The organism is Labrys sp. 22185 (assembly GCF_052045555.1).
GTDB lineage: Bacteria > Pseudomonadota > Alphaproteobacteria > Rhizobiales > Labraceae > Labrys > Labrys neptuniae.
In genome coordinates this window covers 747,343-759,971 of the sequence record NZ_JBQEPH010000001.1, presented here as the reverse complement: position 1 = coordinate 759,971, position 12,629 = coordinate 747,343, and the positions used below count along the sequence as shown (strand labels likewise).

General features: G+C 64.3%; 10 protein-coding genes. 3 read left to right on the top strand and 7 right to left on the bottom strand.

Annotated features, from left to right (window positions below):
* Positions 1–5: 5 nt before the first annotated feature.
* From ACTJKX_RS03570 to ACTJKX_RS03555, 4 genes are all read right to left on the bottom strand, one after another.
* On the bottom strand, positions 6–1,103 hold the full coding sequence (locus ACTJKX_RS03570; protein WP_440724394.1) for a TRAP transporter substrate-binding protein: 1,098 nt from the start codon (positions 1,101–1,103) through the stop codon (positions 6–8).
* A 98-nt stretch (positions 1,104–1,201) separates the two neighbouring features.
* The gene (locus ACTJKX_RS03565; RefSeq protein ID WP_440724393.1) at positions 1,202–2,098 is read right to left on the bottom strand and encodes a glycosyltransferase; all 897 of its coding nucleotides are present in this window, start codon (positions 2,096–2,098) and stop codon (positions 1,202–1,204) included.
* Between the two features lie 60 nt (positions 2,099–2,158).
* Positions 2,159–4,075 (bottom strand): ABCB family ABC transporter ATP-binding protein/permease, encoded by a 1,917-nt coding sequence (locus ACTJKX_RS03560; protein WP_440724392.1) that lies wholly within the window; start codon positions 4,073–4,075, stop codon positions 2,159–2,161.
* Between the two features lie 252 nt (positions 4,076–4,327).
* A complete protein-coding gene (locus ACTJKX_RS03555) occupies positions 4,328–6,058 on the bottom strand; it encodes a LysM peptidoglycan-binding domain-containing protein (RefSeq protein WP_440724391.1) in 1,731 nt (576 codons plus the stop codon).
* Between the two features lie 358 nt (positions 6,059–6,416).
* Here ACTJKX_RS03555 and ACTJKX_RS03550 point away from each other — a divergent pair, with 358 nt between their 5' ends.
* The 3 genes from ACTJKX_RS03550 (at position 6,417) to ACTJKX_RS03540 (ending at position 8,896) form a co-directional block, all read left to right on the top strand.
* Positions 6,417–7,547, top strand: a complete 1,131-nt coding sequence (locus ACTJKX_RS03550) for a hypothetical protein (RefSeq protein WP_440724390.1) — start codon at positions 6,417–6,419, stop codon at positions 7,545–7,547.
* A gap of 55 nt (positions 7,548–7,602) precedes the next feature.
* Complete coding sequence (locus tag ACTJKX_RS03545; protein ID WP_440724389.1) at positions 7,603–8,205, top strand: TIGR00730 family Rossman fold protein; 603 nt, start codon at positions 7,603–7,605, stop codon at positions 8,203–8,205.
* A gap of 106 nt (positions 8,206–8,311) precedes the next feature.
* Positions 8,312–8,896 (top strand): YceI family protein, encoded by a 585-nt coding sequence (locus ACTJKX_RS03540; protein ID WP_440724388.1) that lies wholly within the window; start codon positions 8,312–8,314, stop codon positions 8,894–8,896.
* Between the two features lie 37 nt (positions 8,897–8,933).
* Here the strand turns inward: ACTJKX_RS03540 and cimA are convergent, their stop codons facing one another.
* From cimA to cysS, 3 genes are read right to left on the bottom strand one after another with little or no spacing between them, the layout of a single operon-like run.
* Entirely contained in the window at positions 8,934–10,529 is a 1,596-nt protein-coding gene (cimA, locus tag ACTJKX_RS03535; RefSeq protein WP_440724387.1) for a citramalate synthase, read from the bottom strand.
* Positions 10,526–11,035, bottom strand: coding sequence for a GNAT family N-acetyltransferase (locus ACTJKX_RS03530; RefSeq protein ID WP_311933196.1), 510 nt, complete (start codon positions 11,033–11,035; stop codon positions 10,526–10,528). The genes cimA and ACTJKX_RS03530 overlap by 4 nt, the downstream gene beginning before the upstream one ends.
* Entirely contained in the window at positions 11,035–12,477 is a 1,443-nt protein-coding gene (gene cysS, locus ACTJKX_RS03525) for a cysteine--tRNA ligase (protein WP_440724386.1), read from the bottom strand. The genes ACTJKX_RS03530 and cysS overlap by 1 nt, the downstream gene beginning before the upstream one ends.
* Positions 12,478–12,629: the final 152 nt, after the last annotated feature.

Here is a 12,629-nt window from a genome sequence, read left to right as displayed (position 1 = left end):
CGCAATCAGCTGCCTTTGGGATAGTCGTAGGTGAGCAGGCGCATATTGGCGTAACCTTGGTCGCCGATACGGGTCCACAGCAGGGTCTGCTGGCGGAAGCCGAAATAAGAGGCGGCGAGGCGGCGCATGAATTCGTCGCCATTTTCGATGATTTCGCTGAGAACCTGCCCGCTGGCCGTACCGAAAGCCTGAAACACCTCGTCGGGGAACTGCTTGAGAACGACGCCCTGCTGCGTCACCGCCTGGGCGATCGCTGCGGGCGCTCGGGCGCCGTATTCGGCCAGGGAGCGGGCATTCTCCTCGGCGCATGCAACCTCGATCGCCACTTTGTGGGTGGCCGGCAAGTCGTCGAACTTGGCACGGTTGACCTGGAGCTGCAGCGCCGCACAAGGCTCCTGGAAGCCAGGCCAATAGCAGAACTTGGCGGCATTCTGGAAACCGAAGCTGAGATCGTTGACCGGTCCCATGAACTCCGCCGCATCCAATTCGTCGGCCTGGAGTCTGGGCAGGATCTGGGAGCCGGGCATCAGCATCTGCTGAACGCCGAGCCTGGCGAGGGCCTGACCGGCCAGGCCGCCGATGCGGAAACGCAGGCCCTTGAGATCGGCGACGCCGTTGATCTCCCGGCGGAACCAGCCGCCCAGGCGCGCGCCGGTATTGCCGGCCGCAAAGGCCTTGATGCCGAACTGCCCACCCAGTTCGTCCCATAGCGCCCTGCCCCCGCCGGCATAGAGCCAGGCATCGAACTCCTGGGCGATCAGGCCGAAGGGAATGGCCGAAAAGAAAGCGAAGGCCGGCGATTTGGAAAGATAATAGGCCGACATGTCATGCGACATCTCCACATCGCCGGCCATCACGGCCGCCATGTTCTGGTCCCCCGGCACCAATTCGCCGGCCGCGTAGAGCTTGATGGTGAGCTGGCCCTGGGTGAGCACGCCGATCCGATCGGCCAGGCGCTGAGCGCCGGTGCCCGCTCCCGGCAGGCCCTTCGGCCAGGCCGTCGCCATCCGCCATTCGATCAGGTTCTGCGCCAGCGCAGGAGCGGCAAGCATGGTGGCGCCGGCGGCGGCAGCTCCAGCGAGAAAACGACGTCGGGTCGACATGAAGAGGGATCCTGTAACGCAAGACTATGCACCCAGCCGGGTGAATAAGCAGCCTACAAGATGAACCGGGGCTGAACTGAGGCCGGGACCGCCCTTCCCTATGCCTCCATGCGCCGAAGGAAGGCCTGTCGCGCCTTCTCGCTCCAGCCCAGAAGATCGGCCAATTCGGCCTCTTCATAGCGGGCTTCGGCATGCACCGGATCACCCCAGCCATTCCGCCGCCGATAGGCGGCCAAGGCCGCCATCTCAGCCAGGAACGACTGGCGGCGCCGATGGGTCTGATGGACGTTGCCGGGGTGAGCACGATAGTGCAGGAGAACCTCGGGGTGGTTGCCCAGCATGCCGACCTCGCCGAGGCGAAACCACAAATCGACATCCTCGGCATGATCGAAGGCAGGCCGATACCCGCCGACGCTCAGGACCGCCTCGCGCCGCAATATGGTGGTCGGATGGGCCAGGCTTGGACGGAAATGCAGGATCTGTGGGTCGGTTTCGACCTTCGACGGCGGACCGGCGATGTTTCCTCCCGCATCGATCATCCTGAGGGCACTGCCGGCGGCCAGAATTTCGGGATGAGCAGTCATGAACGCGACCTGGCGCGCGAGTCTTTCGGGCAAAGAGATGTCGTCCGAATCCATGCGAACCACCAGATCGCAGCGCGCTTGCGCGATGCCGTGGTTGAGGCTGGCGGAAACACCCCGATTGACCTCATTGCGGAACAGCCGGATGCGCACATCCAGCCCGCGATACCATTCGAGGAAGGCGGAAGTGCCGTCCGTCGAGCCGTCGTCTACGATGACGAGTTCGAAATCGGCCAGCGTCTGGCTCAATATGCTGTCGATCGCCTCGGCGCAGTAGCGCACCCGGTTGTGGACCGGCATCACCACGCTGACCAGGGGCCGCGCGGCCGGAGCCGGCGCCATGGCTGCGGACGTCGGGAAGGGCTGGCGAACGGTAGCCTGCGGGAAGGGTGGCAGACGCTTCCTGCCCGTCATGGAGCCTCCACACCGACCAAGCCGGTTGCTCATAGCACGAAAACGGGACTTCCGTACCGCTTATCCGGCCAGAGCGTCGCGGTAATCGGCCGCCGGCGAGGCATCGTCCTGGGTGCGCTGGAGCTTCTCGCGAGCCTCGTCGGCTTCGCGCTGGCGGTTCCACATGCCGGCATAGATGCCGCCGAATGCCAGCAATTCCTCATGATTGCCCCGCTCGACGATCACGCCTTTGTCGAGCACGATGATCTCGTCGGCATTCACCACCGTCGAAAGACGATGAGCGATCACCAAGGTGGTGCGGTTCTCCGAGATGCGCTCGAGCGCCGCCTGGATCTCCATCTCGGTGTAGCTGTCGAGGGCCGAGGTCGCCTCGTCCAGTACCAGCACCGGAGGCCCCTTCAGGATGGTGCGTGCGATAGCGACACGCTGCTTCTCGCCGCCCGACAGCTTGAGGCCGCGCTCGCCGACTTCGGTCTCATAGCCCTTGGGCATGCGGCGGATGAAGGTATCGATCTGGGCGAGGCGAGCAGCCTCTTCCACTTCCGCGTCGGTGGCGTCCCAACGGCCATAACGGATGTTGTAGCGGATGGTGTCGTTGAACAGCACGGTGTCCTGCGGCACCATGCCGATAGCCGCGCGCAGCGATTTCTGGGTAACCTCGCGCACATCCTGCCCGTCGATCATGACGCGCCCGCCATTGACGTCGTAGAAGCGGAAGAGCAGGCGCGAGATGGTCGATTTGCCGGCGCCGGAGGGACCGACGATCGCCACCGTCCTGCCAGCCGGCACGTCGAAGGACAGCCCCTGCAGGATGGGGCGATCGGGGTCGTAGTTGAACACCACGTTCTCGAAGGTCACCCGCCCCTCACGGACATCGAGCGCCGGCGCCCCAGGCCGATCCTTCACCTCGGCATCCTTGTCGAGCAGTTCGAACATGGTCTCGATGTCGGTGATGCCCTGCTTGATCTCGCGATAGGCAAAGCCGAGGAAGTTCAGCGGCGTGGCGAGCTGCAGCCACATCACGTTGAGCAAGGCGATGTCGCCGACGGTGTTGACGCCGTGATAGACGCCCAGGCCCGCCAGCAGCAGCGAGGCCAGCATGCCCCCCATGAAGATGATACCCTGGCCGATATTGAGCCAGGTCAGGGTGATATAGGTCCGGATCGCCGACTTCTCGTAGGACGCCATGGCGCGGTCGTAGCGCGCCAGTTCACGGTCCTCGTTGGAGAAATATTTGACCGTCTCGTAGTTGAGCAGGCTATCGATCGCCTTCTGGTTGGCATCGGTGTCGGAATCGTTCATCTCGCGGCGGATGCTGATCCGCCATTCGGTCGCCTTGACGGTGAACCAGACATAGACCGCCGTGGTGACGAGCACGATCAGCGCATAGCGCCAGTCGAATTGCAGCACCAGCATGACCAGGTAGAGCGCCAGCTCCACGATGGTCGGCAGGATGTTGATGGTGGCGAAGCGGACGATGTTCTCGATGCCGGTGCGCCCGCGATCGATCACCCGCGACAGCCCGCCGGTCTTACGCTCGAGATGATAGCGCAGGCTGAGGTTGTGAATGTGCTCGAAGGTCTCGATCGCCAGCCGCCGCACCGCGTACATGAACACGGCGGCGAACAGCCCATCCTTCCATTGCGAGATCGCCGTCATCAGGATGCGCGCAACGCCATAGGCCACAAGCATGGTGAGGGGTACACCGGCCAGCAGCACCGCGAGCGTATGGCCCGTGAGCTCACGACCGCCGCCGACGGCTGCCAGACCGTCGGTCGCCCATTTGAGCGTGTAGGGCACAACCAGGGTGATGAGCTTGGTCAGCAGCAGGAGCACGAAGGCCCACACCACCCGCATGCGCAGATCCGCACGGTCCTGTGGCCACATATAGGGCCACAAATGCTTCATGGTCTGGAGAAAGGCGCCCTGGTCTGCGCTGACGCGCTTGGGGGCGGCGGAAGGGTCGGCGGAGGGCATCAACGGTCTTTCGGCCGGCGAGCGGAGAGCGCCGGCATCAGGGGTTTTCCAAAGCGTTTTGCGATTTGACGGAATCGCCTCGAATCGCAAAGACGCGTCGAAACAAAGAGTCGGAGCAAAAAGCGTTCAGGCCTGAAGGCGCTTTGCTCTCGATGACGCTGCGTAGTTAGGTCTGGAACGCCGTGACCGCAAGCGTCTTGCGACGAAATCTCATTTTGCTGCTCCCGAGCCGGGCCCCGCGGCCCGCTCTGCTCAGGGAGTTTTCTTGTCCGGCATGACGAAGATCTGACCCGGATAAATCAGATTGGGATTGCGGATCTGATCGGTATTGGCGTCGTAGATCCAGGTATAGCGGATGCCCTGGCCATAGACCTTGCGTGAAATCCGCCAAAGATTGTCACCCTGCACGATCGTCGTGGTGCGGATCTCCGGGATGACCGCCACCGAGGGCGGCGGCGAAGGCTGGGCCGGCTTGGCCTCGCTCGTCTGCACCGGCTCCGTGGCGGGCGTCGCTGGGTTGGAGGCGGATGGCGTCGTGGCGGATCTCGGTACCACGACATTGCCGGAGGCCGGCGGCGCGGCTTCCGCCTGCGCCGGGGACGAGGCAGCTCCCGTGCCCCCTGCCCCCTGCGTGCCAGGCTCCGTTGCCGGGGAGGCCCCCTGGGCGGGTACGGAAGCCGCCGCCGGCTGCGTCCTGCTGCCAGGAGCCGTTTCGCCAGGGAGCGACTTACCCGGGGACGGCGTGGCGGCACCGGGCACGGCGGTCGACGGCGTGGTCGCCGGCTGGGGCGGTGTCGCGGCCGGCTCTCCGCTGCGGCTGCCCCCCGAACGCGACGGTGTGGCGATCGCCGCCACCACGGCCGGAGCCGAGGCGGTAGGAGCCTTGTCGACCATGGTGAAGGGTACCTCGGCCCGCGTCATCACCTGCCCGTTGGCAGCTGCGACATCGTCGACACGCACCCGATAATTGCCCGGCTGCATGCCTTTCTCGATGGTCATGCCGAAGGTCCCATCCTTGGCCGCGGTCACGCCCGTCACCAGCGTATCGTTGAGATAGATACGCAGGGCAGCCCCCGGTTCGGCCCGGCCCGTCACGAAGAAGCGGCCCATCTCGTCCGCTTCGACGGTCCGGATCGAGACATTGGCCCGCGAAGATGCCTTGTCCGCATCGGCAGAGGCGCTCGCCGCTGCCGGCGTTGCCGGCTGCTCGGGTGCCTTGCCTGCCGGCTGCGCCGCATCGGTCAGAACCTTGGAGGGCTGGTCGGGCGTGTTGAGGACGACCACCACCTCTTCGCCCGGCTTTTCGGGAACGCGCACGGAGAGGGTCTGCTCGGACAAGGTCACCTTGCCGTCCGGCGATGTGGTGCGCAGGGTCAGCTCGCAGGGGCCCTTCGGCAAGGCCGGCGGCGTGATCGCCCAAGTTCCATTGATGTCGGCGACCACGCGGGCATAAAGATTGCCGTTGCGCAGCAATTCCACCGTGGCGCCGGAAGCGGCCCGGCCGGCGATCACCGCGCTGCCGGCCGGCTCGATGCGGGCAATGTCGAAGGTCGGGGCAATCTGCCCCTTGGCCGCATCCGGCTTCGGTGCCTCGGGCTTGGGAGATTGAGGTTTCGGCGGTTGGGCTTGGGCGGCTTCGGTTTTGCCTGCCTCGGGCTGCGCCACCTCCGTCTTTCCAGCCTCGGGCTTGGCGGCCTGGGTGCCCGCGGCCGGGACTTTCGCGGCTTCGGTCTTGGCGGCGTCAGGCTTCGTGGCCTCCGGAGCGCTCGCACCCGGCTTGCCGGCCGCCTGATCGCCGCTCGACGCCGGCCTCTGTGCCTTATCGGCAGGAGGATTGGCAGCCACCACCGAATTTGTATCGCCGACGGCCGGCGACGGCGACCGGGCAGGCTCGCGCACCAGCACGCTGTAAAGCGTACCGACGCTGACAACGCTCGCGGCTCCGACTATTCCAGCCAGACTCTTCCAGCCCACTGCCATCATCTACTCCCGATGCAAGAACGCGCATCGTTTCATCCAATTTTACTTATCCGCTTCGCCTGCAAGACGAAAGGCCACGCCGCCAAGGTGTCGGGCAAACAAAGTATCGCGCCGGTTTATTTCACCTGCAACCGTATCATATCCGGCGCGTGCCGGTATCGCCCGACTGCAGCGCCATTGCCGCAGAATTGTGATGAAATTCGAGGAACGCACGATATTCTTCGTCGGACGGGCTTGATCGGAAGGTTCCATGAAACGAGCGGCGCTGTTTGTATCTGCTCTTTGCCTGACACTTCTTTTTGGAATCCTACCATCGCAAGCCGGCCAAACAGAGGCTGGTACAGGTCCGAAAGGCTCGCCCATGCGCATTTTCATCGTGCGCAACGCAGCAGTGGATTGTGAACCCGATTGTGCGGAATGGATTTCCGCAGAAGGCGACATCACCGCCGCTACGCCGGCACTGCTGCGCAAGGTTCTGAAAGCCGCCGGCGGCAGGAAGCTGCCTTTCATCCTCACCTCGCCCGGCGGAGACGTCGCCGCCGGTTACGCCATGGGACGTCTGATTCGCCGCGCAGGCCTGGAGGTCACCATCGGCCGGACCATGCTGGCTGCCTGCAAGCCCGATGAGAAAAACTGCACGGGCTCGATCACGAAAGGCCGCCGCGGCTTCGCCAACAATGCGGGCGCCTTTTGCAATTCGGCCTGTGTGTTCGTGCTGGCAGGCGGCGTCGCGCGCCACGTCTTCTGGATGAGCCCGGTCGGTGTGCATCAATTCGCCAGTTCGCGGACCCTGACACGCTGGCGGCAGACCACTCTGAACGGGCGCGTCATCCGGAGGGAGATTCTGTCGGTCAACCGGATCAAGGTAAAGACGACACAGGCGCAATATGATCAGGCTGCCCGCTTTTTCGACGAAATGGGCATCGATCCCAGTATCAACGAGCTGGTTCAGCTTGCGAGCAACAGCAATATCCACGTCATGAGCCGTCCCGAACTTCTAGCAACGAAAATCATCACTGACGGCCAGGATGCGAGAGGGCAGGTTCTCAAGCACCAGGCGGCACTGTTTACTCAAAAGAATGCCGACCGTGTCGCAGCCTTTACCGCGACTGCCGCCGACGTGCCGGCGGGTCTCTACGATGGCAACGCGATCATCTCGCATGTCGAGTTGCGCCAAGCGCCGAATGTCGCCGGCGTCCAAGCCAGCGTCATGCCGACGACCGGCGGCGGTCCCGTGCCGACCGCCAATCTGATCGCGATCCTTCAAATCGGCGACGTACTGGCCTTCTCGAATCCGTCGAGGAATGCTTCCGGCCCTGCCCTGACCATCACCCTCGATCCCGTCGCTTTCTGCACGCTCGCCGAAAGGCGTTCGCTGAAACTCGCAGTTGGCCCGAAAGAGAGCAGCCCCGTCAAAGCTGAAACCGTTACGGTCTCGACGGGACGTTTCCGCGATCTCGATCTCCTTCTCGCCAAAGTCTGCATCAAGTAAGGGGCTTCCGGCAAAGCAACTTGACCCACCCATGCCGCAGTGCGAAACCGGGGGCATGACAAAGCTTCGTTCGATTTGCGTCTATTGCGGCTCCAGCAATGGCACTCGCCCCGAATATGTCGCCGGCGCCGAGCGCCTGGGCCGGGACATGGCTGAAGGCGGCATTCGCCTCGTCTATGGCGGCGGCAATGTCGGCCTGATGGGCACGGTCGCCCGCGCCGTCATCGAGAATGGCGGCCAGGTCACCGGCATCATCCCGACCTTCCTGCAGCGGCGCGAGCGCATGCTCACCGAGGTCGAGGAACTCATCGTCACCAAGGACATGCATGAGCGCAAGCGCCTGATGTTCGAACGGGCGGACGCCTTCGTCGCCCTGCCCGGCGGCGTCGGCACGCTGGAGGAACTGGTCGAGCAGCTCACCTGGGCCCAGCTCGGCCAGCACAAGAAGCCGATCGTGCTGGTCAATATCGACGGCTTCTGGACACGGTTCCTCGACATTCTTGAACACATGCGCGAGGAGGGCTTCATTCGGCCCGAAACCGCGGTGGATGTGCTGGTGGCCAACACACCCGAAGAGGTCGTGCCGATGGTCACGACAGCGATCGAAAAGATCACGCGCGCCGAAATGGCGATGAGCGTCGCACCCGAGACGCTCTGAAGCCGCCTCCAGGGGTCGCGGTCGAATAGGGGCTGCGGTCGAATAGGATCGCGGCCTCGGGTGTTCATGCCACGGTGTTTTGCGATCGGGCGGCATGGACAATGCGATGAGGCAGTTTTTCCAGGCGAGCGCGGCGGCGCTGTTTTTCAGTACCTGCCTTTTGTCCCCTGTCCTGGCGGGCGACCTCTACGATCTCGACCCCGACCATACCCAGACGATCTTCCATATCGACCATCTCGGCTATTCTACCGTCACGGGCGGTTTCCGCCAGCTGAAGGGCGTGCTGACGCTGGACGAGGCACATCCCGAGCAAAGCCTGGTCGAGGCGACGCTCGAAGCCTCGAGCGTCGATACCGGCGTGCCGGCGCGCGACGAGGATCTGCGGTCGAGCGAGTTCTTCGACGTCGCCCACCATCAGACGATCACCTTCCGGACCACGAAGGTGAAACGCCGTGGCCCGCGCAGCGCCGATCTCATTGGTGAACTGACGCTGCTCGGGATCTCGAAACCGGTGATGCTGCGAACCACCCTCAACCGCGTCGCACCAGATCCGTTGCGCGGCAACCGCATGGTCGCTGGCTTCACGGCTACCACGACCATCCGGCGTACGGATTTCGGCATGAAGGCCTTCATCCCCCTGATCGGCGACGTCGTGCGCATCGATATCAATGCAGAAGCGATCCGGCGCTGAACGATGGAGTGTCGACCTCCAGGTCGACACTCTCTCTTCACACCTCCGCGCCCGCCTTGAGCAGCTTGTAGGTCATCGAATCCACCAGCGCCTGGAAGGAGGCGTCGATGATGTTGTCGGAGACACCCACGGTGGCCCAGCGATCGCCGGCGGCGTCCTGGAATTCGATCAGCACCCGCGTCACCGCGTCGGTACCGCCCTGGAAGACACGGACCTTGTAGTCGATCAGCTTCAGGTCCTCGATGACCGACTGGTATTTGCCCAGGTCCTTGCGCAGCGCCGTGTCCAGGGCATTGACCGGGCCATGCCCTTCCGCCGCCGAGATCAGTTCCTCGGTCCCGACCTTGACCTTGACGATAGCTTCCGAGAACACGCCGAGTTCACCGCGCTCGTTCCAGCGCCGTTCGACATTGACGCTGAAACGCTCGACGAAGAAGAACTCCGGCACGCTGCCGAGGATGCGCTTGGCCAGGAGGAAGAAGGAGGCATCCGCACCCTCATAGGCGTAGCCTTGCGCTTCCTTGTCCTTCAATGCGCCGAGCAGCCTGGAGAGGCGGGGATCATCCTTGTCGATCGCCAGCCCCAGGCGCTCCAGTTCCGCCAGGATGTTCGACTTGCCGGCCTGGTCCGAGACCAGCAATTTGCGCCGGTTGCCGACGCTCTCGGGCGGCACGTGCTCATAGGTGGAAGGATCCTTCATCACGGCCGAAGCATGGATGCCGGCCTTGGTGGCGAAGGCCGAGGAGCCGACATAGGGCGCATGATGGTCGGGCATGCGGTTGAGCAGTTCGTCGAGCTTGCGCGAGATGCGCGTGAGGTTCTCGAGCCGGGCCGCGTCCACCCCGATCTCGAAGCGATCGGCATAAGCGGGCTTGAGCAGGAGCGTCGGGATCAGCGAGGTGAGATTGGCATTGCCGCAGCGCTCGCCGAGGCCGTTCAGCGTGCCCTGGATCTGCCGGACTCCGGCCCGCACCGCTGCCAGCGAATTGGCGACGGCCTGCTCGGTGTCATTATGGGCGTGGATGCCGAGATGGCTGCCGGGGATCACCTTGACCACTTCGCCGACGATGCGTTCGACCTCATGCGGCAGAGTACCGCCATTGGTATCGCACAGCACCACCCAGCGCGCGCCGGCTTCATGGGCCGTGCGGGCGCAGGCAAGCGCGTAGTCGGGATTGGCCTTGTAGCCGTCGAAGAAATGCTCGCAGTCGAGCAGCACTTCGCGCCCGCGCGCCTTGGCGGTGGCGACGCTGTCGCGGATCGAATCGAGATTCTCTTCCAGGCTGATGCCGAGCGCCATGCGCACCTGGTGGTCCCAGCTCTTGGCCACGAAGCAGATCGCATCCGCCTCAGCATCCAGGAGGCCGGCGACGCCAGGATCGTTGGCGGCCGAGCGCCCTGCCCGCTTGGTCATGCCGAAGGCTGTGAACTTTGCCTTGAGGCCGTTGGGCTGGCTGAAGAACTGGGTGTCGAGCGGATTGGCGCCAGGATAACCGCCCTCGACATAGTCGACACCGAGATCGTCGAGCAGGCGGGCGATCGCCTGCTTGTCGGCGAGGGAGAAGTCGACGCCCGTGGTCTGGGCGCCGTCGCGCAGGGTGGTATCGAAGAGATAGAGGCGGTCGCGTGTCATTGCCGGCTCGCATCGGGCGGGGCCACGAGCGCCTTCTTCATGGTGGTGTTGCCGAGCCATTCGTCGCCGAGCGACACGGTGTTGCGCTGCTGGGGCACGAATCCCTGCTTGAGGAAAAAGTCTCGGGCGGTGTCGCTGGCATCCACCGTCAACTGGGTAGCACCGCGCGCCTTGGCAAGTTGCTCGATGGCGCCATAGAGCGTCGAGGCCACCCCCTGCCCGGCGACCGCGGGATGAACGTAGAGCAGATCGACCAGGTCCTTGCCCTTCAGGGCGATGAAGCCGACTGGGGAGCCGGAGACCGTAGCCACCAGGGTGAGACAGCCGGCAAGACGCTTGGCCCAGGCTTCCTCGTCATCGGCGGCCTCGGCCCAGGCTTCCTGCTGGCTTTCCGAGTAGTCGTCAGCCGTCAACTCGTGGATGCTGGCCCGGAAGATCTCGGCCAGGATCGGCGCATCGGCGGGCAGGAAGGGACGCAGCCCCGGCTTGGGCATGGATTGTGCCATCAGAGCTTGACCTCCCAGCTGGTGGTGCCGTCCTTGTTGTCCTTGACGGCAATGTTCAGCCGGGCGAGCTCGTCGCGGATGCGATCGGACTCCGGCCAGTTCTTCTCGGCGCGCGCCACCTTGCGGGCCGCCAGAAGCGCCTCGACCTCCTGCCTCAGACCATCGCTGACCTGAGTGTCTCTCTTCAGGGCGGCCGCATCGTTGCCGAAGCCCAGAAAGGCGAGCGTCGCCGCCCGGTCGGCCGGGTCGGCGATCTGATGCAGGCGGGCCAGCATGGCCGGCGTGTTGAGATCGTCCGACAGGGCCTCGATCACGCCGGCATCGACGCTTCCGCCCGCAGGCACCTCTTCGTACCAACGCAGCAGGGTCTGCTGGGCTTCATTCAAGGCCTGCAGTGTCCAGTCGATCGGCTGGCGGTAGTGCGTACGCAACATGGCGAGCCGCAGCACGTCGCCATGCCAGGCCCGCCCACCGAATCTGTCGCTGCCGAGCAGTTCGCGAATGGTGATGAAGTTGCCGAGGCTCTTGGACATCTTCTCGCTCTCGACCTGCAGGAAGCCGTTATGCATCCAGACATTGGCCATCACCGGCGTGTCGAAGGCGCAGCAGCTCTGGGCGATCTCGTTCTCGTGGTGCGGGAAGACGAGATCGATGCCGCCGCCGTGTATGTCGAAGACGTTGCGGGCCGGATCGTCGCAGGCGATGCCACCGCCATAAGGGGTGAGCAGCGTCGCCATCGACATGGCCGAGCACTCGATATGCCAGCCCGGACGGCCGGGCGTGGCGATGCCCAAGGGGCTCGGCCAGCCGGGCTGGTTGCCATGCGAGGGCTTCCACAGCACAAAATCCATGGCATCGCGCTTATAGGGCGCGACATCGACCCGGGCGCCGGCCAGCATCTCGTCGAGCGAGCGGCGGGCGAGCGCGCCATAGCGCGGCACTGTCGCGAGCTTCTCCATGGCATGCACGGAGAACAGCACATGCTCCTCGGCAACATAGGCGACACCGCGCGCCACCAAGCGCTCGATGATGGCCTTCATCTCCTCGATATGATCGGTCGCACGCGGCTCGATCATCTGCGGCGGCTCGCCCGGCTGGTTGACCTGGTCGGGCATCAGCACGCCGAGTTCCCTGATGTCCTGGTGGAACTGGGCCAGGGTGCCATTGGTCAGTTCGCGGATGGTGATGCCGCGCTCGGCCGCGCGCTCGTTGATCTTGTCGTCGACGTCGGTGATGTTGCGCGCGTAAGAGACATGCGCGACGCCGTAGACATGGCGCAGCAGGCGGAACAGCAGGTCGAAGACGATGATCGGCCGGGCATTGCCGATATGGGCAAAGTCGTAGACGGTCGGGCCGCAGACATACATACGCACCCGATCGGGATCGATCGGCGTGAAATCGACCTTGGCGCGCGTACGGGTATCGTAGAGCCGTAAAACCATGAGTTCCCCACCTCGGCTGGCCGGGGGCGTCCTGCGCTCAAGATTTTGGGCGAATGACGGCGCCAGCCAGCGTTGCTGCTAGCTGCAAATAATCCGCGAAAGGATGGCCGTCTTTGACATGGCCGGGAGCAATGTGCCATGCGGGCGACGTT